General features: G+C 72.7%; 17 protein-coding genes. 4 read left to right on the forward strand and 13 right to left on the reverse strand.

Going from position 1 to position 22,112, the window contains the following annotated elements; genetic code table 11:
- Positions 1-81: 81 nt before the first annotated feature.
- The 13 genes from AB0D94_RS09855 to rsmH form a co-directional block, all read right to left on the reverse strand.
- Positions 82-801 (reverse strand): YggS family pyridoxal phosphate-dependent enzyme, encoded by a 720-nt coding sequence (locus AB0D94_RS09855; protein WP_362048329.1) that lies wholly within the window; start codon positions 799-801, stop codon positions 82-84.
- Complete coding sequence (gene pgeF / locus AB0D94_RS09860) at positions 788-1,576, reverse strand: peptidoglycan editing factor PgeF (protein WP_362048332.1); 789 nt, start codon at positions 1,574-1,576, stop codon at positions 788-790. Before pgeF ends, AB0D94_RS09855 begins: the two co-directional genes overlap by 14 nt.
- The gene (gene ftsZ / locus AB0D94_RS09865; RefSeq protein WP_362048335.1) at positions 1,573-2,778 is read right to left on the reverse strand and encodes a cell division protein FtsZ; all 1,206 of its coding nucleotides are present in this window, start codon (positions 2,776-2,778) and stop codon (positions 1,573-1,575) included. Before ftsZ ends, pgeF begins: the two co-directional genes overlap by 4 nt.
- A 279-nt stretch (positions 2,779-3,057) precedes the next feature.
- Entirely contained in the window at positions 3,058-3,741 is a 684-nt protein-coding gene (locus AB0D94_RS09870; protein ID WP_362048614.1) for an FtsQ-type POTRA domain-containing protein, read from the reverse strand.
- A 194-nt stretch (positions 3,742-3,935) separates the two neighbouring features.
- A complete protein-coding gene (murG, locus tag AB0D94_RS09875) occupies positions 3,936-5,030 on the reverse strand; it encodes an undecaprenyldiphospho-muramoylpentapeptide beta-N-acetylglucosaminyltransferase (RefSeq protein ID WP_362048338.1) in 1,095 nt (364 codons plus the stop codon).
- 6 nt (positions 5,031-5,036) lie between these two features.
- The gene (gene ftsW / locus AB0D94_RS09880) at positions 5,037-6,326 is read right to left on the reverse strand and encodes a putative lipid II flippase FtsW (protein ID WP_362048617.1); all 1,290 of its coding nucleotides are present in this window, start codon (positions 6,324-6,326) and stop codon (positions 5,037-5,039) included.
- 135 nt (positions 6,327-6,461) lie between these two features.
- Positions 6,462-7,916 (reverse strand): UDP-N-acetylmuramoyl-L-alanine--D-glutamate ligase, encoded by a 1,455-nt coding sequence (gene murD, locus AB0D94_RS09885; protein ID WP_362048341.1) that lies wholly within the window; start codon positions 7,914-7,916, stop codon positions 6,462-6,464.
- Positions 7,898-8,968, reverse strand: coding sequence for a phospho-N-acetylmuramoyl-pentapeptide-transferase (gene mraY / locus AB0D94_RS09890; RefSeq protein WP_362048344.1), 1,071 nt, complete (start codon positions 8,966-8,968; stop codon positions 7,898-7,900). The genes murD and mraY overlap by 19 nt, the downstream gene beginning before the upstream one ends.
- Positions 8,965-10,389, reverse strand: coding sequence for a UDP-N-acetylmuramoyl-tripeptide--D-alanyl-D-alanine ligase (murF, locus tag AB0D94_RS09895; RefSeq protein ID WP_362048347.1), 1,425 nt, complete (start codon positions 10,387-10,389; stop codon positions 8,965-8,967). Before murF ends, mraY begins: the two co-directional genes overlap by 4 nt.
- Positions 10,386-12,113, reverse strand: coding sequence for a UDP-N-acetylmuramoyl-L-alanyl-D-glutamate--2,6-diaminopimelate ligase (locus AB0D94_RS09900; protein WP_362048350.1), 1,728 nt, complete (start codon positions 12,111-12,113; stop codon positions 10,386-10,388). The genes murF and AB0D94_RS09900 overlap by 4 nt, the downstream gene beginning before the upstream one ends.
- A gap of 44 nt (positions 12,114-12,157) precedes the next feature.
- Positions 12,158-14,194, reverse strand: a complete 2,037-nt coding sequence (locus AB0D94_RS09905; RefSeq protein ID WP_362048353.1) for a penicillin-binding protein 2 — start codon at positions 14,192-14,194, stop codon at positions 12,158-12,160.
- A 282-nt stretch (positions 14,195-14,476) separates the two neighbouring features.
- Positions 14,477-14,941: a hypothetical protein gene (locus AB0D94_RS09910; RefSeq protein ID WP_362048620.1), complete on the reverse strand. Its 465-nt coding sequence runs from the start codon at positions 14,939-14,941 to the stop codon at positions 14,477-14,479.
- A 158-nt stretch (positions 14,942-15,099) separates the two neighbouring features.
- Complete coding sequence (rsmH, locus tag AB0D94_RS09915; protein WP_362048356.1) at positions 15,100-16,059, reverse strand: 16S rRNA (cytosine(1402)-N(4))-methyltransferase RsmH; 960 nt, start codon at positions 16,057-16,059, stop codon at positions 15,100-15,102.
- Between the two features lie 434 nt (positions 16,060-16,493).
- Between rsmH and AB0D94_RS09920 the strand changes: the two genes are divergently transcribed.
- The 4 genes from AB0D94_RS09920 to AB0D94_RS09935 all read left to right on the forward strand — a co-directional run bounded on the left by AB0D94_RS09920 (position 16,494) and on the right by AB0D94_RS09935 (position 22,015).
- Positions 16,494-17,045, forward strand: a complete 552-nt coding sequence (locus AB0D94_RS09920; protein WP_362048359.1) for a carbonic anhydrase — start codon at positions 16,494-16,496, stop codon at positions 17,043-17,045.
- A gap of 139 nt (positions 17,046-17,184) precedes the next feature.
- Positions 17,185-18,195 carry a MoxR family ATPase gene (locus tag AB0D94_RS09925; protein WP_362048362.1) on the forward strand — a complete coding sequence of 337 codons (1,011 nt, stop codon included), beginning with the start codon at positions 17,185-17,187 and terminating at the stop codon, positions 18,193-18,195.
- The gene (locus tag AB0D94_RS09930; protein WP_362048365.1) at positions 18,195-19,601 is read left to right on the forward strand and encodes a DUF58 domain-containing protein; all 1,407 of its coding nucleotides are present in this window, start codon (positions 18,195-18,197) and stop codon (positions 19,599-19,601) included. The genes AB0D94_RS09925 and AB0D94_RS09930 overlap by 1 nt, the downstream gene beginning before the upstream one ends.
- Positions 19,598-22,015, forward strand: a complete 2,418-nt coding sequence (locus tag AB0D94_RS09935) for a DUF3488 and transglutaminase-like domain-containing protein (protein ID WP_362048368.1) — start codon at positions 19,598-19,600, stop codon at positions 22,013-22,015. Before AB0D94_RS09930 ends, AB0D94_RS09935 begins: the two co-directional genes overlap by 4 nt.
- Positions 22,016-22,112 lie beyond the last annotated feature (97 nt).

Raw genomic sequence — 22,112 nt, forward strand, 5'->3', positions numbered from 1 at the left:
CTGCCCGCGATCCACGTGGTCTGCCCGCCCATCAGCGGGAATGACCATATTTTCTGCTGTGGTCCGACTTTCTTCGCGACGTTACCCGAGCCGGGGTCTCGCGCCGAGTACCGCAGTGCCGACGCGTACATGTGTCGCACCGGCCGCAACGGCCTGTTCCAGGTCTGCGCTCATCCCGGCCGACACCATCGTGGCAGCCGGATGGTCCGCGCGCAGGCGGGATGACAATTCCACCAGCCGCTCGAACGCGGCTTGTTCGCGTCCCGCGTACGGACCGGCCAGCGGAGCCACGGTCATCACCCCGTCGATCCGCAGTCCCGGCGCCCCGGCCACGAGGTCCGCCAGCTCGGCGAGCTGTTCGGGCGCCGCGCCGCCCCGGGCCCCGCGCTCCCCCGACTCGGCGTCGAGGGCGATCTGCACGAGGCAGCCGAGTTCCCGCTCCGCCTGTACGGCGGCCGCCGAGAGGGCGGTCACGAGCTTCGGCCGGTCGACCGACTGCACCTCGTGCGCGTATCCCGCCACGGAACGGACTTTGTTCGTCTGCAACTGACCGACGAAATGCCAGTTGAGGGGCAGATCCGCGCAGGCCGCGGCCTTGGGGGCGGCATCCTGGTCACGATTCTCCGCAACATGACGGACGCCCAGGTCCGCCAGCAGTCGTACGTCGCTCGCGGGGTAGGTCTTGGTGACCACGATGAGCGTGAGCTCTTCCCGCTTGCGTCCCGCGGCCGCGCAGGCGGACGAGATACGTTCCTCCACCCGCGCGAGGTTCTCCGCGAGTTCCGACTTACGATCCGTCATTCTTCTTTTCCCCCGGGGGTCCGGGGGTCGTCCCCCGGGAAGGCTCCGTCAACCAGACATATCCGGCAAGCCGCCCGGTCACCCGGTCACGGCGGTACGAGAAGTGGTCCCGCGACTCCAGTGTGCAGACCCCGGATCCGCGGACGTCCACCACCCCCACCCCGGCGAGCTGGGCGTGCACCCCGGCGACCACGTCGACGGCGGGCGTCCCCCAGCTGGTCTCGGCCCGGGCGGCCGGTACCGCCTCGGCCACCGCCTCCCGCATCTCGGCGGGCACTTCGTAACAGCGTCCGCAGACCGCGGGCCCGGTCCGGGCCACGATCCGTCCCGGCTCGGCCCCCAGCGCGACCATGGCCTCCACTGCGGCGGGCACCACCCCGGCGACCAGCCCGGGCCGGCCCGCGTGCGCGGCACCCGCGACCCCGGCGACGGGGTCGGCGAGCAGGACCGGCGTGCAGTCGGCGGTGAGCACGGCGAGGGCCAGCCCCCGACGGGCGGTCACCACCGCGTCCACGGACGGGATGTCCGCTCCTGCGCCCCAGGGTCCGTCGACCACGGCCACGTCCCGGCCGTGGACCTGGTTCATCCAGACCACCCGGTCCGGCTCCAGTCCGAGGGACCGGGCGGCGAGCGCCCGGTTCGCGAGAACGGCGGCCGGGTCGTCTCCGACCGCGCCGCCGAGGTTGAGCTCTTCGTACGGAACGGCGCTCACTCCGCCCCACCGGTCGGTGAAGGCGAAGTGGGCGCCGCCCACGCTGTGCTGCTCCGGTGTCACTTCAAGAAATCCGGGACATCCAGTTCCTCGGCCGGGCTGTCCTGGTACGGCCGGGCCGTCGGAACCTGCGGCGCGGGAGCCTGGGCCTCGGCCGGGGCCGCCTCGACGGGAGCCGGGGGCTCCTCGCGCGGGGTGACCGAGCCGAGTCCGCCGAAGGCCGGGCGGACCGGCTCGGGGGCGCGGACCGGAGCCGGGGCCGGCTCCTCGCGCTTGCTGGACGCGGCGCCGATGACGTTGTCCCGGCGGGCCGGGGGCTGTCCGCCGTCGAAGCCGGCGGCGATCACGGTGACCCGTACCTCGTCGCCCAGCGCGTCGTCGATGACGGCGCCGAAGATGATGTTCGCCTCGGGGTGCGCGGCCTCGCTGACCAGCTGCGCGGCCTCGTTGATCTCGAAGAGACCGAGGTCCGAGCCGCCGGAGATGGAGAGCAGCACGCCGCGGGCGCCGTCGATGGACGCCTCCAGCAGCGGCGAGGAGATCGCCATCTCGGCTGCGGCCACGGCGCGGTCGTCGCCACGGGCCGAGCCGATGCCCATGAGGGCCGAGCCGGCCTCGGACATCACGGACTTGACGTCGGCGAAGTCGAGGTTGATCAGACCCGGGGTCGTGATGAGGTCGGTGATGCCCTGGACGCCCGAGAGCAGGACCTGGTCGGCCGACTTGAAGGCGTCGAGCACGCTGACCTGGCGGTCCGAGATGGACAGCAGCCGGTCGTTGGGGATGACGATGAGGGTGTCGACCTCTTCGCGGAGCTCGGCGATGCCGTCCTCCGCCTGGTTCGCGCGGCGCCGGCCCTCGAAGGTGAACGGGCGGGTGACCACACCGATCGTCAGGGCGCCCAGCGAGCGCGCGATGTTGGCGACGACGGGTGCGCCGCCGGTGCCGGTGCCGCCGCCCTCGCCGGCGGTGACGAAGACCATGTCGGCCCCCTTGAGGACCTCCTCGATCTCCTCGCGGTGGTCCTCTGCCGCCTTGCGACCGACGGCCGGGTTGGCGCCGGCGCCGAGGCCGCGGGTGAGTTCCCGGCCGACGTCGAGCTTGACGTCGGCGTCGCTCATCAACAGCGCCTGGGCGTCCGTGTTGATGGCGATGAACTCGACGCCCTTGAGACCGACCTCGATCATTCGGTTGATGGCATTGACACCACCGCCGCCGACACCGATGACCTTGATGACTGCGAGGTAGTTCTGCGGTGCTGCCACGTCGAAGGCCTCTCGCCTCGAGTTACGTGTCGCCGCCTCGCGGGCCTGCGTTGCGACGACTGATGCCGAAATAGGGACGGTCCGAACGCGCCGACCCGAACCCTCACCCTGAAGTTTAGGGTTAGGGGTGTGTCTGTTCCTTGGACTCTTCCGAACAGGACACTAAGTCGACAAGTAGCGCGGGTTCAACGAACACGCCGAACCTCCCGTTTTTCTTTTCACCCTATGTGATCACCCGTATCGCTGGCCAACCAGGGTGCGCCGCTGTTCGACTTGACGTCAACTCCCGGACACCGCAGGGGCGGTGGGGACGCTCACGTCGAAGTGACCGGCCTTGGGTGCGGCTTTCAGCAGGGCGGTCAGCGCTCGGCCCTTCGCCTCACCCTGTTCGCCGCTCCCCCACCTCACTGTCCGGCCTCCGGTCAACTCCAGTACGACCGAATCGTACGAGCCCACCTTGACCTGCACGGTCTCCTTGGCGATCGGCTCCGGGAGGCCGCCGGCCACGGACACGGCCTCGTGCAGCAGCCGCTCCTCGTCGAAGCGGCGGGCGCTCGGGGACTGCCCGGCGTTCAATTCGAGGACCGGAACACCCGCGGGTGCTTTCGCGACCGTGTCGAATCGCACACCCGAAGCGTCCACTTCCACGAAGTCGGCGTCCTTTTTGATGAGCAGTACGGGCTTGCGTTCCGTCACTTTCAGCCCGATTCCGTGCGGCCAGGCCCGCACCACATCGACCGAATCGATACGTGGCAGCCGGCCGCGGACCCTGCTCTCGATCTCGTCCGTGTCGACGCTCACGAGGGGTGCGCCGACCGGCACGGCCGCGGCGGCCAGGACCTGCTCGGCGGTGAGCACCTGGGTGCCGGTGGCGGTGACCTTCTCGACGCGGAGCCAGGAGGAGCCGTAGAGGGCCCAGATGCCCCCGCCGACGAGGACCACCACGGCGGCGAGAGCGGCCAGCGCGGGGCCCCGGCGGAGACGTCCGCCGGGGCCCTGCGGGCCGGATCTCCCGGGCTTGCCCGGTTCCTTGGGGGGCTGGGGAGGGCCGGAGCCCTTCCGGGCGGACCGGCCGGGCCGATCGGAAGACGGTGTTCCGCGCTGTGCGGTCGTCGCTCCGGCCACTCCTGTGCCTCCTGCGTCTGTGCGTTCCCGCGTCAGCGGGCCCGGTGGGCCGCGATCGCCTCGTACACCATGCCGACGAGCAGTTCGTCGGCGTCCCTGCGGCCGAACTCACCGGCGGCGCGGGACATCTCGTACAGGCGGTGCGGATCGGACAGCACCGGGAGGACCTGGCTGAGCACCCACTCGGGCGTCAGTTCCGCGTCGTCCACCAGCAGACCGCCTCCGGCCTTGACCACCGGCTGGGCGTTCAGCCGCTGTTCGCCGTTGCCGATCGGCAGCGGGACGTAGGCGGCGGGGAGCCCGACGGCGGACAGTTCGGCGACGGTCATCGCGCCCGCGCGGCACAGCATCATGTCGGCGGCGGCGTACGCGAGATCCATCCGGTCCACGTACGGTACCGGCACATACGGCGGCATCCCGGGCATGTTGTCGACACGCGGCAGTTCGTTCTTCGGACCCACCGCGTGCAGGATCTGGATCCCGGAGCGCTGGAGGGTCGGCGCGACCTGCTGGATCACCTCGTTGAGGCGGCGGGCGCCCTGCGAGCCGCCGGAGACCAGCAGCGTCGGCAGGTTGGGGTCCAGACCGAAGGCGGCGCGCGCCTCGGGGCGTACGGCGGCCCGGTCGAGGGTGGAGATCGAGCGCCGCAGCGGGATGCCCACGTAGCGGGCCCCGCGCAGCTTGCTGTCGGGGGTGGAGACCGCGACGGCGTGCGCGTACCGGGAGCCGATCTTATTGGCCAGTCCGGGGCGGGCGTTGGCCTCGTGGACGATGATCGGCACCCCGAGCCGCTTGGCGGCGAGGTAGCCGGGCAGGGCCACGTAGCCGCCGAAGCCGACGACGCAGTCGGCCTTGGTGCGCAGGAGGATCTCCTCCGCGGCCTTGATCGTGCCGCGCAGCCGCCCGGGGACGGTGATCAGCTCCGGGGTCGGCTTGCGGGGCAGCGGCACGGCGGGGATCAGCCCGAGCTCGTAGCCGCGCTCCGGCACCAGGCGGGTTTCGAGTCCGCGCTCCGTGCCGAGGGCGGTGATGCCCACTGAAGGGTCCTGCCTGCGCAGGGCGTCCGCGAGGGCGAGCGCCGGCTCGATGTGGCCGGCGGTCCCCCCACCGGCGAGTACGACATGCACCGAAATTCACCGCTCTCCGGACGGACGCTTCTTGACGCGCCGTCTCATCGACTTCCATCTCACCACGGTCCGCTTCCAGCCGGTCTTCGGCTGCCGCATCGCGAGGGCCGCGCGCGCGGCCGGCTCCTCCCGCGCGAAGGCGATGAGCAGTCCGACCGCGAACATGGTCGGCAGCAGGGCTGACCCTCCGTAGGAGAACAGCGGGAGCGGGACTCCGGCGATCGGCAGCAGGCCGAGCACCGCACCGATGTTGATCACGGCCTGCGCCGTGATCCAGGTGGTCACGCCTCCCGCGGCAAACCGTACGAAGGAGTCCTCCGTGCGTCCGGCCACGCGGATACCCGCATAGCCTAGAGCCGCGAACAGGGCGAGCACCGACAGCGTCCCCGCCAGACCCAGTTCCTCCCCGGTGATGGCGAAGATGAAGTCGGTGTGGGCTTCGGGGAGTTGCCCCCATTTTTCCACACTGGCACCCAAACCGGAACCGAACCATCCGCCGGAGGCGAGGGCATAGATTCCGTGAACGGCCTGCCAGCAGAGGTCGTTCTTGCCCGGTTGTGTCGCACCGAGGCACTCCAGCCGGTCCATCCGGTGCGGGCTCGTCTTGATGAGCAGTGCGACGATCACACCCGCGAACGCCAGCACCCCCACGAACAGCCGCGTCGGCGCACCGGCCAGCCACAGCAGGCCGAACAGGATGGCACCGAGGATCATCGCGGTGCCCATGTCCCCGCCCAGCATGATCAGCCCGAGCAGCAGGAAGGCCACCGGGACCAGCGGCACCAGCAGGTGCTTCCACTGACTCAGCAGCCCCTTGTCACCCTTGCGCGCCAGCAGGTCGGCGCCCCACAGGATCAGGGCCAGTTTGCCGAACTCACTGGGCTGGAGCATGAACGGACCGCCAAGGGAGATCCAATTCTGGTTGCCGTTGATGGCGACCCCTATCCCGGGGATCTGGACCAGGGCCATCAGGAACAGGGTGCCCGCGAGCACCGGATAGGACAGCGCCCGGTGCAGTTTGACCGGCATCCGGGAGGCGACCAGCATCAGTGCGGTGCCGATCAGGGCGGCCAGGAACTGCTTCTTGAAGAAGTACGCGTCACCGAGGCCGAGCTGGAGCGCCTTGATCATGGAGGCCGAGTAGACCATCACCAGGCCGAGCACGGTGATGAGCAGCGAGCTGCCGAAGATCAGGTAATACGCGGTGAGCGGCCGGTCCCAGGCCTTGCGCAACTGCCGCTGCGTACGCCGCAGCCCTGCCAGCGGCCCGCGCCCGGCGGGCCGCTTCGCGTTCATCACCGGGCGGCTGCGGCCCCGCGGCCTGACCGTGGACGGCCGCCGCCCCGGCAGCATTTGCTTGGCCGGCATCTGTGATCTTCCCCTCCACTCGTACGAGGCGAGCGGCCGACCGGAGGGAACCGTTCCGGAGCCCTAGGAGTTGGCCGCGTCCGCAGCGCTCTCGGCGGCCAGTTCGCGCACCGCGTCGGCGAAAGCGTCCCCGCGCTTGTTGTAGTTCGCGAACATGTCCATCGAGGCACAGGCAGGCGCCAGCAGGACCGTGTCGCCGGGCTCGGCGAGCCGGGCCGCTTCCCGGACCGCCGCGAGCATCGCCCCAGTGTCGGTCCGGGCGAGGTCGACGACCGGGACCTCGGGGGCGTGTCGCGCCAGCGCCTGGGCGATCAGCGCCCGGTCGGCACCGATCAGCACCACGCCGCGCAGCCGCTTCGCCGACTTCTCCACGAGCTCGTCGAAGGTGGCACCCTTGGCGAGGCCGCCGGCGATCCAGACGACCGGCTCGAAGGCCGCGAGGGAGGCCTCGGCGGCGTGCGTGTTGGTGGCCTTGGAGTCGTCGACGTACGTGACCCCGTCCACCTCGTCCACGTACGCGACCCGGTGGGCGTCCGGGCGGAAGTCACGCAGGCCGTCGCGGACCGCGCGCGGCGTCACGCCGAAGGCGCGGGCCAGGGCCGCGGCGGCGAGCGCGTTGGCGATGTTGTGCGGGGCGGGCGGGTTGACGTCCTTGACCTCGGCGAGCTCCTGGGCGTTCTTCTGCCGGTTCTCCACGAAGGCCCGGTCGACGAGGATGCCGTCGACCACGCCGAGCATGGAGGGGCCGGGAGCGCCGAGGGTGAAGCCGATCGCCCGGCAGCCCTCTTCGACGTCGGCGCCCTCGACCAGCCTCTCGGTGGCCGGGTCGGCGACGTTGTAGACGCAGGCCACGGTGTTGCCCTCGTAGATCCGGCCCTTGTCGGCGGCGTACGCCTCCATCGAGCCGTGCCAGTCGAGGTGGTCCGGGGCGAGGTTGAGCACGGCCGCGGAGTGGGCGCGCAGCGAGGGCGCCCAGTGCAGCTGGTAGCTGGAGAGTTCGACGGCGAGCACGTCGTACGCGCCCTCGTCGAGGACCACGTCGATGATCGGGGTGCCGATGTTGCCGACGGCCGCGGTGCGCAGGCCGGCGGCCTTCAGGATCGACGCCAGCATCTGGGTCGTGGTGGTCTTGCCGTTGGTGCCGGTGATCGCGAGCCAGGGGACCGGCTTCCCGGTGGTCAGGCCGCGCAGCTGCCAGGCGATCTCCACGTCCCCGACCACCTCGACGCCCGCCGCCGCGGCGGCCGCGAAGAGCGGGCTGTCGGGCTTCCAGCCGGGCGAGGTGACGACCAGGTCGGTGCCCTCGGGCAGGGTTTCCGCGTCCGCGAGGCGTACGGAGATCCCCAGGCCGGCCAGTTCGGCGGCGCGGGCGCGGTGGCCCTCGCTGTCGCCGCCGTCGACGACGGTCACCGATGCGCCGAGGCCGGCCAGGGCGCGGGCGGCACTGATGCCGCTCACGCCGAGACCGGCGACGGTGATGTTCTTGCCCTGCCAGGAGGTCACTTGTCGGCTGCCCATCCCGCGTAGAAGAGACCGAGACCCACGATCACGCACATGCCCTGGATGATCCAGAAGCGGACCACCACGAGGACCTCGGACCACCCCTTGAGTTCGAAGTGGTGCTGGAGCGGCGCCATCCGGAAGACCCGCTTGCCGGTCATCTTGAAGGAGCCGACCTGGATGACGACCGACATGGTGATGAGGACGAACAGACCGCCGAGGAGCGCCATCAGGAACTCCGTGCGGGAGCAGATCGCGAGACCGGCGAGCGCGCCGCCGAGGGCCAGCGAACCGGTGTCACCCATGAAGATCTTGGCGGGCGAGGTGTTCCACCACAGGAAGCCGAAGCAGGCTCCCATCAGGGCGGAGGCGACGACCGCGAGGTCCAGCGGGTCGCGCACCTCGAAGCAGGCGGCCGGGTTGGTCAGGTCCTGGGCGTTCACACAGGATTCCTGGTACTGCCAGACGCCGATGAAGGTGTAGGCACCGAAGACCATCACCGCCGCGCCCGTGGCGAGGCCGTCCAGGCCGTCGGTCAGGTTCACGCCGTTGGACATGGCCAGGATCATGAACAGCGCCCAGACCACGAACAGCACCGGGCCGATCGACCAGCCGAAGTCCGTGACGAACGACAGCTTCATGGAGGCCGGGGTCAGCCCGCGCGAGTCCTTGAACTGGAGCGCGAGCACCGCGAAGGCGATGCCGACGATCAGCTGGCCGGACATCTTGGCCTTGGCCCGCAGACCCAGCGACCGGCGCTTGACGATCTTGATGTAGTCGTCCAGGTAGCCGACCAGGCCCATGCCCGCCATCAGGAACAGCACGAGCAGACCGGAGAAGGTCGGTTCGCTGCCGGTGATGACCTTCGTCAGGGCGTACGCGATGAGCGTCGCCAGGATGAAGGAGATGCCGCCCATGGTGGGCGTGCCCTTCTTCCCGGCATGGCCGCGCGGGCCGTCGTCGCGGATGAACTGGCCGTAGCCCTTGCGGGCCAGCAGCTTGATCAGCAGCGGGGTGCCGACGAGCGTGAGGAAGAGTCCGATGACTCCCGCGAACAGGATCTGCCTCATCGGTCGGCGACCTCGCCCCCGCGCTCCAGCAACGCAAGCGCGACCCGCTCCAGACCGATCGACCTCGAAGCCTTCACCAGCACGACGTCACCCGGGCGCAGTTCACTGCGCAACAGGTCGACCGCCGCTTGCGCGTCGGACACGACCACCGACTCCTCACCCCACGAACCCTCGTTATATGCGCCCAGTTGCAGCCAGGACGCTTCCCTGCCCCCGACTGCGACGAGCTTGCTCACGTTGAGCCGGACGGCAAGCCGTCCCACCGCGTCGTGCTCGGCGAGTGATGCGTCACCGAGTTCGGCCATGGGGCCGAGCACCGCCCACGTACGTCCCCCGTTCGCCCTGGCGGCGCCGCCCATCGCGGCAAGCGCGCGCAGTGCGGCCCGCATGGACTCGGGATTCGCGTTGTAAGCGTCGTTGACGATCGTCACGCCGTCCGCCCGCTCGGTGACCTCCATCCGCCACCGGGACAGGGTGCCCGCCCCGGAGAGCGCGGTGGCGATCTCCGATGCGGACATGCCCAGTACATGGGCGACGGCGGCCGCGGCGAGCGCGTTCGACACGTGGTGCTCACCGTACAGCCGCAAGGTCACATCGCTGCACCCGGCCGGTGTGTGGAGTGTGAAGGAGGGCTGTCCCCCCGGCGTCATCCGCACCTCGGTGGCCCGTACGTCGGCGTCCTCGGCCTCTCCGAAGAGGACCGTACGGGCCTTCGTACGCCCGGCCATCGCACGCACCAGCGGGTCGTCGGCGTTGAGTACGGCCACTCCGCCCTCGGAGGCGGCGGGCAGGGCCTCGACCAGTTCCCCCTTGGCCTGGGCGATCTGCTCGCGGCCGCCGAACTCGCCGATGTGGGCGGTCCCGACGTTGAGGACGAGGCCGATGCGGGGCGGGGTCAGGCCGGTCAGGTACGCGATGTGGCCGATCCCGCGGGCCCCCATCTCCAGTACCAGGTGGCGGGTTTCCGCGGTGGCCTGCAGGGCGGTGAGCGGCAGTCCGATCTCGTTGTTGAGGGAGCCGGGGGTCCACACGGTGGGCGCGTGGGCCTGGAGCACCTGCGCGATGAGGTCCTTGGTGGAGGTCTTCCCGGCGGAGCCGGTCAGGGCCACCACGTCGGTGCCGAGGCGCTCGACGACGGCCCGGGCGAGGGCGCCGAGCGCCTTCTCGACGTCGGGGACGACGACGGCGGGTACCCCGACCGGCCGGGCCGCGAGGACGGCCGCGGCGCCGGCGGCGACCGCGCGCTCCGCGTAGTCGTGGCCGTCGACGTGCTCGCCGTCGAAGGCGGCGAAGAGACTGCCGGCCTCCACCTGGCGGGAGTCGATGACGACGGGCCCGCTGATCCGCACCGACGGATCCGGTATGTCGTGGGGCCGCCCGCCGGTGATGTCGGCGATCTCGGCGAGGGAGAGGTCGATCACTGGTTCACCTCGGCCTGTCGGTCCTGTTCGGGGGACGCGGCCCGCTCGGCCCGCTGCCGCCGTTCGATCGCGGCGCGCAGCACCGTGCGGTCGTCGAAGGGCCGTACGACACCGGCGGTGTCCTGGCCCTGCTCGTGGCCCTTGCCCGCCACCAGCACGGTGTCGCCGGGCTCGGCGCGCGCGACGGCCGCGGCGATGGCCGCCGCCCGGTCGGCGTCGACCAGGACGGTGCCCCGCTCGGCGGGCGGTACGGACACGGCGCCTTCGAACATCGCCGCGAGGATCGCGAGCGGATCCTCGGAGCGCGGGTTGTCGGAGGTCAGCACGGCGAGGTCGGCGAACCGGGCGGCCGCGGCGCCCATCGGGGCGCGCTTGGTGGTGTCGCGGTCGCCGCCGCAGCCGAGCACGACGTGCAGCTTGCCGGTGGTGACCTCGCGCAGCGCGCGCAGCACCGATTCGACGGCGTCCGTCTTGTGGGCGTAGTCCACGACGGCGAGGTACGGCTGTCCCGCGTCCACCCGCTCCAGCCGGCCGGGGACCCCGGGGACCGCGGCGACGCCGTCGGCGGCGGTCTGCGGGTCGAGGCCGGCCGCGGCGAGCGTGACGATCGCGGCGACGGTGTTGGCGACGTTGAAGGGGCCGGGCAGCGGGGCGGTGGCCGAGACCCGCCGCCCGTCCGGGCCCAGCAGGGTCAGCGTGGAGTCCATGTGCCCGAAGACCACGTCCTCGGCGCGCCAGTCGGCGGCCGGGTCACCGGCGGCGGAGAAGGTGACGACCGGGATCGTCGCCTCCTTGGCGAGGCGGCGGCCGTACTCGTCGTCGATGTTGACCACTCCGAGGCGGGCGCGGCGCTCGGTGAAGAGCTGCGCCTTGGCCTGGAAGTAGTCCTCCATGTCGGAGTGGAACTCCATGTGTTCCGGGCTCAGGTTGTTGAAGACGGCGACGTCGAAGACGCAGCCGTCGACCCGGCCGAGGACCAGGGCGTGGCTGGAGACCTCCATGGCGACGGCCTCGACCCCGCGTTCGCGCATGACCGCGAAGAGGGCCTGGAGGTCGGTGGCCTCGGGGGTGGTGCGCTCGGACTTGATGCGTTCGTCGCCGACGCGCATCTCGACGGTGCCGATGAGCCCGGTGCTGCGTCCCGCCGCGCGCAGTCCGCCTTCGACGAGGTACGCGGTGGTGGTCTTGCCCGAGGTGCCGGTGATGCCGATCTGGAGCAGGCCCTCGCCGGGACGGCCGTAGATGGCGGCGGCGAGTTCGCCCATCCGGCCGCGCGGGTCGGCCACGGCCAGCACCGGCAGCCCGGTCGCGGCCGCGCGTGCGGCGCCCGCGGGGTCGGTCAGTACGGCCGCGGCGCCGAGGGCGGCCGCCTGGGCGGCGAAGTCGGCGCCGTGCAGCTTGGCGCCGGGCAGGGCCGCGTAGAGGTCACCGGGGCGGACCGCACGGGAGTCGTGCGTGATGCCGGTGATCTGCGGGCCCGTCGGCTCGCCGGCGGCTTCGAGGTCCACCAGGGCGGCGAGCTCGGGCAGCGGGATCGGGCGCACGGACACAGGGCGCGGCGCTCCCGGCGGCGCTGCCGGGGCGTCCTTCTGGGTGGTTCTGGGCTGATCAGCGTGGGGCACGGCGGTGAGCGTACCGGGCGCGGCGGGCCGCTCGCGAAGTGAGGGCCCGGTCTCGGCGCCGGTGCCCGACTGGTTCCCCGGTTTCGGGGTGATCGTTGTCACTGATGGTGCCTCACGCATTTCTTGCGGGCCGGCCGGGCCGTGGATCACGGACCGGACTGCGGAGCGGGCTGCTGACCGGGCTGCTGACTGGGCTGCGGGCCGGGCTGCGGGCCGGGGTCGAAGGTGACCGGGAGCCCGGCGGGGGCGGTTCCGGTGGGGGCGATCTGGAGGGTCTTGAGCGCGAACTCCATGACCTTCTTGTAGATGGGACCGCAGATCTGGCCGCCGAAGTAGCTGCCCTTCGTCGGGTTCTGGATGGCGCAGTAGACGGTGATCCGCGGGTTGTCGGCGGGCGCGAAGCCGGCGAAGGAGGCGGTGTAGCCCTTGTAGCGGCCGGTGGCCGGATCCACCCGGTTGGAGGTGCCGGTCTTGCCGCCGACCCGGTAGCCGGGGATCCGCGCCTTGGTGCCGGTGCCCTCCTGGTCGTCGACGACCGATTCGAGCATCTCGGCGAGGGTCTTGGCGGTCTCCTCGCTGACCACGCGGTTCTGCTGGGGCGCCGGGGCCGGGGTGAACCGGCCGTCGGGACCCTCGGTGCCGCGCACCAGGGTCGGCTCGATGCGGACCCCGCCGTTGGCGATGGTCGAGTACACGGAGGCCGCCTGCATGGCGTTGAGGGACATGCCCTGGCCGAAAGGGATCGTGTACTGCTGGGAGGTGGACCAGTCCTGGGGCTCGGCGAGGATGCCGCGGGACTCGCCGGGGTAGTTCAGGCCGGTGGGCCGCCCCATGCCGAACTTGGTCAGGTAGGAGTGCAGGACCTTGTTGGCCTCGGGCTGGGTGGGCCCGAGCTGGCCGGTGGCCAGGATGGTGCCGATGTTGGAGGACTTGGCGAGGACCCCGTTGAGGGTCAGGTACCAGGTCGGGTGGTCGATGTCGTCCTTGAACAGCCGGTCGCCGCGGTGCAGCCGGTTGGGGACCTCCACGTGGGTCTCCGGCGTGGCCTTCTTCTCCTCCAGCACGGCGGCCATCGACATCACCTTGGCGGTGGAGCCGGGCTCGTACACGTCCTGGAGGGCGGCGTTGCCCATGGCGGCGGAGCGGGCGCGGGTCAGGTCGTTGGGGTCGAAGCCGGGGGCGTTGGCCATGGCCAGCACCTCGCCGGTACGGGTGTCCTGGACGATGACGTAGCCGCGGTCGGCCTCGGACTTCTGGACCTGCTCGGCGATGGCGCTCTGCGCCGCCCACTGGATGTCCCGGTCGATGGTCAGCTGGATGTCGTCGCCGGGGACGGCGGGCTTCTCGCTGGAGCCCGCGGTGGGCACCCGGCGGCCGCCCGACTGCGCGTACGTGACCTCGCCGTCCTTGCCGGAGAGCCTCTTGTCGAGGGAGGACTCCAGGCCGCCGGCGCCCGCGCCCTCGGCGTTCACGTAGCCCAGTATCCCGGCGGCCAGGTCGCCGCCCGGGTACACGCGCTTGCTGCTGTTCTCGTTGAACACGCCCGCGAGGACGTTGGCACCGGGGCCGTTGTTCTTCTTGTCGGCGGCCGCCTTGTCCGCGAAGACCCGCTTGAGGTCCTTGATCTGGTTCCAGACCTGCGGGGTCTGGCGCTGGGCGAGGACCACGTACCGGGTGTTCTTCGTCTTCAGCCGGTCCGCGATCTCCTTGGCGTCCTTGCCGAGGATCGGCGCGAGGAGGGCCGCGGCCTGCTCGGGGGCGTCCGGGGCCTTGCTGTCCTGCGGGGTGAACATCTTCGGGTCGGCGGTGATGTCGTACGCGTCCACGCTCGTGGCCAGCGCCACGCCCTTGCGGTCGGTGATCTCACCGCGCTCGGCGGCCAGCTTGACGCTGGTGTACCGGTTCTTGGAGGCCTCGGCGGAGAACGCCCGGGCGTCGACCGCCTGCACCTGGAGCAGGCGGACCACGAAGGCGAGCATGACGAGGGTCAGGCCGACGCTGACGAGGCGCAGCCGGGGCCTGGGGCTGCCGAGCCGGATGGTGTGGGGTTTGCGCGGTGCGGCGGGCCGCCGCTGGCCGGGCCGGGCCGCGGGGCGCGCGGCGCCGGTGGCCCTGCTCCGCTCCCCGGGCCTGGGCCGCCCGGGGCCGGGCACCCGCCGCCGCGGCGGTTCCTGCGGGCTCACGCCGTCACCGCCTTCGGCTGCGCAGCCATCCCGTCGGTGCGGCGGGGGCTGCGCCCGGGCTTCCTGGGGCTCCGCCCCAGACCCCGCGCCTCGAACGCCGGCGGGGCTGGATCTGCCTGCCGGCCCACTTCGGCCTCGGCGGCGGGCCGGACCGTTTCAGCCCCTCCGGCGTTCGAGGAGCGGGGTACGGGGCGGAGCCCCGGTCGTTCAGCCTCGCCGGCGATCGAAGCGCGGGTTCGGGCGGAGCCCGGCACCGCGGAACCTGCCATCGGCGTCACGACGTCACCTGCCTGGGTTGGGGGTGGGCTGCTGCGAGGGTGAGGGCGGCGGCTGCGGCCCGCCGGGCGTGGGGGCGGTGCCCGCCGGGGGCTGGCCCGGCGCCGAGGCCGGGGCGGACGCGGGGGCCGAGGCCGCGGCCGGCGGAGCCGCCGGCTGGGCCTGCGGCGGGGACGGGGGCGGCGGGGGCTCGGCCACCGAGGCGGCGCCGCTGATCTTGCCGTCCGGGCCGAGGAAGACGGGGCTGCCACCCGGGACCAGGCCCAGCTCGTGGGCCCGGCGCTGGAGCGCGTCGGGGGCCGAGTAGCCGTCCACGTCGCGCTGGAGCGCCTGCTCCTCGTCGGTGAGCGCGGTGGTCTCCTTCTTCAGCTTGCTCAGCTGGAAGGAGCCCTCGTTCAGCGCCGAGTTCAGCAGCAGCAGGCTGATCAGCCCGCCGCCGAGCAGGGCCACGACCAGCAGGACGAAGGGCATCCGCGCCGCCTGCCCGGCGGAGCCGCCCGGGCGCCCGGACCCGCCGGGGCGGCTCGGGCGGGCCGGACGGGTGCCGAGCGCCCGGCCGAGGCGGGCCGCCTGTCCGCGCGTCAGCGTGGCGACCTTCCCGGCCTTGCTGGCCCCGGCGCCCCCGGCGGTCACAGGTGCGCTTCCCGGATGCGTTCGACCCCGCGGAACCTGGCCGGGGCGGCCCGCCGGTTCTCGGCGATCTCCTCCTCGGTGGGCAGTTCCGCGCCGCGCGTCAGGAGCTTCAGCTTGGGCTGGTACTTCTCCGGCACCACCGGCAGTCCGGGCGGCGCCGTGGAGGCCGCGCCCGCCGCGAAGACCTGCTTGACCAGGCGGTCCTCCAGCGAGTGGTACGAGAGCACGGCGATCCGGCCGCCCACCGCGATCCGGTCCACCGCCGCCGGGATGGCCTTCTCCAGCCCCGACAGCTCGCCGTTGACCTCGATCCGCAGGGCCTGGAAGGTCCGCTTGGCGGGATTGCCGCCGGTCCGCTTGGCGGCCTGCGGCAGGGAGTCGCGGATCAGCTCGACGAGCCGGGCGCTGTTGGTGAAGGGCTCCTTCTCCCGCTCCCGGACGATCGCGGACACGATCCGCTTGGCCTGCTTCTCCTCGCCGTACTGGCGCAGGATCCGGACGAGCTCGCCCGGCGCGTAGGTGTTGAGCACCTCGGCGGCGCTGATGCCCGTCGTCTGGTCCATCCGCATGTCCAGGGGCGCGTCCTGCGCGTAGGCGAAGCCGCGGTCGGCCTCGTCCAGCTGCATGGAGGAGACCCCGAGGTCGAAGAGGATGCCCTGGACGGCCGGGATGCCCAGCCCGTCCAGCACCTCGGCGAGGTCGGCGTAGATCGCGTGGACCAGGGTGGCCCGGTCGCCGAAGGGCGCAAGCCGCTCACCGGAGAGCCGCAGGGCCTCCTTGTCGCGGTCGAGGCCGATCAGGTGCGCCTCGGGGAACCGGGTCAGCAGGGCCTCGCTGTGGCCGCCGAGGCCGAGGGTGCAGTCGACGACGACGGCCCCGGGCCTCTCCAGCGCCGGGGCCAACAGGTCCAGGCACCGCTGGAGCATCACCGGGACGTGTCGGGACTCGCTAGTCAAAGCGCCCTCTCAGATAACGGCGCGGCAGGCGAACGCACCGCCGGGGTCCCCGCCCTCCCCCGGCTGTCGCCGGGAGGTGCCCGGAAGGGCGACCGGTCCGCCGGCGCCGGGAAGGTGGCGCCGGCCGGCCGGTGAGCGGAAGATGGCCGGGCCGTACGTACGCGCCGCGCACGCGGAGTGTTCGTCGGGGGCCGGGCGGCCGGTCAGGGCCGGGCTCCGGCCGGTTCGCGTCACTTTAGTGCAACGGTCGCCGCGGTCAACGAACCGCCCCGCGCGCCGTCGCCGCCGCTCTCCCGGAACCGACAGATGCCGCGAATCACCCGGAAGGCCGCCCCCGCCCACTCCTGTGGGTTAGCTCACAACAGGACTTGTTGACCTTCTTTGTCCATCCTCACGCGAGGCCTTTACCAGCTGTGACCACTACCGTCGTACTCATGACGACTTCCGCATCCCTGCCTGCCGCGTCCACGCCCGGGGCACCCGGCGGCGGCTCCGTCACCGACCGCCTGGTCGCGGCGAACCGCTCCTACGCCTCGAAGTTCACCGATCCGGGCATGGACGCCCGCCCTGTGCTGCACGTGGCCGTGGTGGCCTGTATGGACGCCCGCCTCGACCTGCACGCCGCCCTCGGCCTGGAACTCGGCGACTGTCACACCATCCGCAACGCGGGCGGCGTGGTCACCGACGACACCATCCGCTCGCTCACGATCAGCCAGCGTGCCCTCGGCACCCGCGCGGTCATACTCATCCACCACACCGGCTGCGGTCTCGAAACCCTGACCGAGGACTTCCGGCACGAGCTGGAGGACGAGGTCGGCCAGCGTCCCGCCTGGGCCGTCGAGGCCTTCCGGGACGTCGACCAGGACGTCCGCCAGTCCATGCAGCGGGTTCGCACGAACCCCTTCCTGCCGCACAAGGACGATGTGCGAGGCTTCGTCTTCGACGTGCACACCGGACTCCTGCGGGAGATCGATCCCAGCTCCTGAGTGACACCAGCCCGTAAAGCCGTCAACAATGCGGGGTGACACCCCCCGGGAACCCCCTGGGGCCGGTGTCCGTGTTTTCGGGGTGGGCCGGTCATGCGCCAAGGGCGTCGGCCCTGAAGCTAGGGCCGAGGAGAACCAGGTGACCACGTACGACGACCGAGCGAGCCTCGCGGATCTGACCAGCACGGCGGAGCGGGTGCGCCACTCGGTCGAGAGCGTGATCGAGGGCAAGCCCGAGGTCGTGCGCCTCGCGCTGACCGTGCTGCTCGCCGAGGGGCACCTGCTGATCGAGGACGTCCCCGGGGTCGGCAAGACCATGCTCGCCAAGACCCTCGCGAAGTCCATCGACTGCTCGGTGCAGCGCATCCAGTTCACGCCGGACCTGCTGCCCTCGGACATCACCGGCGTCAGCATCTACGACCAGCAGCGCCGCGAGTTCGAGTTCAAGCCGGGCGCGATCTTCGCGCAGATCGTGATCGGCGACGAGATCAACCGCGCCTCCCCCAAGACCCAGTCCGCGCTGCTGGAGTCGATGGAGGAGCGCCAGGTCACCATCGACGGCACGACCTACACGCTGCCCAGCCCCTTCATGGTCGTCGCCACCCAGAACCCGGTGGAGATGGAGGGCACCTACCCGCTGCCCGAGGCCCAGCGCGACCGCTTCATGGCCCGCGTCTCCGTCGGCTACCCCAGCCCCGAGGCCGAGCTCCAGATGCTCGACGTGCACGGCGGGCTCTCCCCGCTCGACGACCTGACGGCCGTCGCGCACGCCCACGACATCGTCAAGCTCATCGAGGCCGTGCGCGAGGTGTACGTGGCCGAGCCGGTCCGGCGCTACGTCGTCGACCTGGTCTCGGCCACCCGCAGCCACCCGGACCTGCGCCTGGGCGCCTCGCCCCGCGCCACCCTGCACCTGCTGCGCGCCGTGAAGGCCTCCGCCGCGCTGTCCGGCCGCGAGTACGTGCTGCCCGACGACGTCCAGGCGCTGGCCGCGCCCGTCCTCGCGCACCGGCTGCTGCCCACCGCGCAGGCCCAGCTGAACCGGCGCAGCGCCGAGCAGGTCGTCCACGACATCCTCCAGCGCACCCCCGTCCCCGCCGCGCACGTCCGCGGCGAGATGCCGCCCGGCGCGGGCATCCGGGGCTTCTGATGAGCGCCGGTGCCCCGGGCGGCGCCGGTGGCCGGCCTGACGGCGGCCGGGCCGACCGCGGCCAGGACGCCGGCGGGCTGCGCGCCTCGCTGTCCGGACTCACCACCCGCGGCCGCTCGTTCCTGGCCGCCGGAACAGCCGCCGCCGGGTGCGCGTACGTCCTGGGGCAGGGCGAACTGCTCCGGGTCGGGCTGCTGCTCGCCGTGCTGCCGCTGATCTGCGTCTACGCCCTGCACCGCACCCGCTACCGGGTCTCCGGCAGCCGCCGGCTCACCCCGGGACGGGTGCCCGCGGGCTCCGAGGCCCGGGTGCAGCTGCGGATGGACAACGTCTCCCGGCTGCCCACCGGTCTGCTGATGCTCCAGGACCGGGTGCCCTACGTGCTCGGGCCGCGGCCCCGCTTCGTCCTGGACCGGGTCGAGCCCGGCGGGCGCCGCGAGGTGTCCTACCGGGTCCGCTCCGACCTGCGCGGCCGCTATCCGCTGGGCCCGCTCCAGCTGCGGCTGACCGACCCCTTCGGGCTGGTCGAGCTGACCCGCTCGTTCAGCGCCTACGACACCCTCACCGTCATCCCCCGCACCGAGCCGCTGCCGCCGGTCCGGCTGGCGGGCGAGTCCTCCGGCTACGGGGACGGCAGCCGCCGCTCGCTGGCCCTGGCCGGCGACGACGACGTGATCCCGCGCGGCTACCGGCGCGGCGACGACCTGCGCCGGGTGCACTGGCGCTCCACGGCCCGCTACGGCGAGCTGATGGTGCGCCGCGAGGAGCAGCCGCAGCGCAGCCGGGCGACCGTGCTGCTGGACACCCGCCGGCTGGCCTTCGAGGGCGCGGGCCCGGACTCCGCCTTCGAGTGGGCCGTGTCGGGGGCCGCCTCCACGCTGGTGCACCTCCTCGAACAGGGCTTCGCGGTGCGGCTGCTGACGGACACCGGGGACTCGGTGCCCGGCGGCGCCGGCGGCTTCGACGGCTACAGCTCGTCCGGCGGGCAGGACTCCGCTGCCGCCGCCGGGCTGATGATGGACACCCTCGCGGTCGTCGGCCACTCCGACGGCGCGGGGCTCTCGCGGGCCTACGACGCGGTGCGCGGCGGCGGCGGCTTCGGCGCGGCCGGGGGTGACGGGCTCCTCATCGCCTTCTTCGGCGATCTGGACGACGTACAGACCGAGCTGGCGGCCAAGCTGCGCCAGCGGGCAGCGGGCGCGGTGGCCTTCGTACTGGATTCCGCGACCTGGGCCGGGCAGTCCGCGCGGACGCAGGCCCTGCCCCCGCTGGAAGAGCGGCTGCGCAGGCTGCGCGACGCGGGCTGGACGGCGCTGGCCGCCCCGCCCGGGGTGGTTTTCGGCGAGCTGTGGAGACAGGCCGGGTCCGCTCCGCTCGGCACGGGTACTTCCGGAGGACTGCGATGAGCGGGCGGGCGAGACTGACGCTGTTCGCGCTGCTGGCGACGCTGCTGACCGCCTGGTCGCTGGTCCCGCTCGTGGAGTCGGCCGGCTGGCTGCTCCAGGCGGCGCTGCTGCTGGGCGTGCAGAGCGCGGTGGGGGCCGGGGCCCGGCGGGTGCCGCTGGCGCGGTCGCTGACCGTGGCGGCCCAGCTGCTGGTGTCGCTGCTGCTGCTCGCGTTCCTGTTCGGCGGGAAGGCCGGTTCCCCGGGGAGCGGCCCGGTGGCGTACCTGGTGACGGACTTCGGCGCGCTGTTCCAGCAGGGCGTCCAGGACGTGGGCGAGTACGCGATACCGGCCCCGCTGACGGACGGCATCCGGCTGCTGCTGGTGTCCGGGGTGCTGCTGATCGGGCTGCTGGTGGACATGCTGGCGGTGACCGTACGGACGGCCGCGGCGGCCGGTCTGCCGCTGCTCGCCCTGTACTCGGTGGCCGCGGGCCTGGCGGGCGGCGGGGAGGCCTCCTGGATCTCCTTCCTGCTGGCGGGCTGCGGCTACCTGATGATGCTGCTGGCCGAGGGCCGGGACCGGCTGGCCCAGTGGGGCCGGGTCTTCGCCGCGGGCCCGCGGGAGCGCGGCCCGTCCTCCTCCGGCCTCAGCGCCACCGGCGCGCACGCGACGGCCCCGGTGCGGACCGGGCGGCGGATCGGCGTGGTGGCGCTGGGCCTGGCACTGGTGGTGCCGGCGGCGCTGCCCGCGCTCGGCGGCGGCATGCTGGGCGCGCAGGGCGACGGCGAGGGCGGCGGCAGCGGGGTGGGCGGGACGATCTCCGCGGTCAACCCGCTGGTCTCCTTGCAGAGCAGCCTGAACGCGCAGGACAACCGGGTGGTGCTCAAGTACCGCACGGACAGCCCGCAGCAGAGCGAGCAGTACCTGCGGATCCTGGCGCTGGACGAGTTCAACGGGGTCAAGTGGGAGGCCTCCGGGCGGGCGCTCGCCGATGTGCCGGCGCGGCTGCCCACCCCGCCCGGCCTCAGCGAACAGGTCCGCGGGACCGCGGTCGAGGTGTCGACCAGCCTGTCCGCGGCGGACAGCTTCACCCAGCGCTACCTGCCCATGCCGTACCCGGCGACGGCCGTGGACATCGGCGGGAAGTGGCGCTTCGAACCGGTCGGCCGGACCCTGGTCGGGGACCAGCTCGGCAAGGGCCGGTTCCAGAACGTCCAGGGCGCGCAGTACCGGGTGCGGAGCCTGCTGCTCCGGCCGACGGCGGAGCAGCTGCAGAACGCTCCGGAGCCGAACCCCGCCGTACGGGCGGAGTACACGAAGCTGCCGGAGCTGCCGCCGGTGGTCGCCGAGACGGCCCGCAAGGTGACGCAGGGCGCGAAGGACGACTACACGCGGGCCGTGAAGCTCCAGGACTTCTTCGCCGTGACGGGCGGGTTCCGCTACGACACGAAGACGGCCTCGGGCACCGGTCCGGACGCGGTCGCCCGGTTCCTCGCCGACAAGGAGGGCTTCTGCGTCCACTTCGCGTTCTCCATGGCGGCGATGTCCCGGACGCTGGGCATCCCGGCGCGGGTCGCGGTGGGCTTCACCCCCGGCGAGAAGCAGTCGGACGGCACGGTGAACGTGTCGATGCGCGACGCGCACGCCTGGCCGGAGCTGTACTTCGAGGGCGTGGGCTGGACCCGGTTCGAGCCGACGCCCCGCGCGGGCATCTCGGTGCCGGACTACACCCGGCCCCGGGCGCCGGCGGCCCAGCCGTCCGCCCCGGCCCCGCTGCCCTCGCAGAGCGGCGCCGCGCAGCCTTCGGCGGCGCCCTCGCAGAGCCAGGACTGCCCGCCGGAGCAGAAGAAGCTCGGCGAGTGCGGTGGCCCGGCGCTGACTCAGGACGCCGCGTCCGGGGGCGGCGGGCCCTCGCTGACGGCCGTCCTCGGCTGGACCGCGGCCGCGCTGGTGGTCCTGGGCGTCCCGCTGCTGCCGCTGCTGTGGCGGACCCGGGTGCGCAAGCGCCGGCTGGCGGCCGGCGGGGTGACCGAGGCCTGGCTGGAGCTGGGTGACGCCGCCTGGGACGTGGGCATCGCCCCGGACGAGGCGCTGTCCCCGCGCCGGGCCGCGTTCCGCGTCGTGCAGATGGGCCGGCTGGAGGCGGACGCCGCCGCGGCCGTCCACCGGATCACGGCCGCCCTGGAGCGGACCCTGTACGCCCCGGCGGGCACGGGGGTCTCGTACCCGGGGCTGGCCGAGGACGTGCTGGCGGCCCGTGCGGGCCTGCTGGCCCCGGTGGGCCGCGGTACGCGGCTGCGCGCCCTGCTGCTGCCGCGTTCGGCGGTGCGCGTGGCCTGGGCGGTGTCGGCCCGCTGGTCGGGCGTGGCCTCGGTGGTCTCGGCCCGGCTGGCCGCCGTACGGCTGCGGCTTCCGCTGCGGGGGCGCGGCTGACGGGAGGGGCCTTCGGGCCCGACGGCGGGCCTGACAGCCCGTGAACGCAACGGTGCGGCGAGGCTCGATCCCCCCGAGCCCCGCCGCACCGTCGTTT

It is taken from the genome of Streptomyces sp. NPDC048255 (assembly GCF_040652415.1).
Classification (GTDB): Bacteria; Actinomycetota; Actinomycetes; order Streptomycetales; family Streptomycetaceae; genus Streptomyces.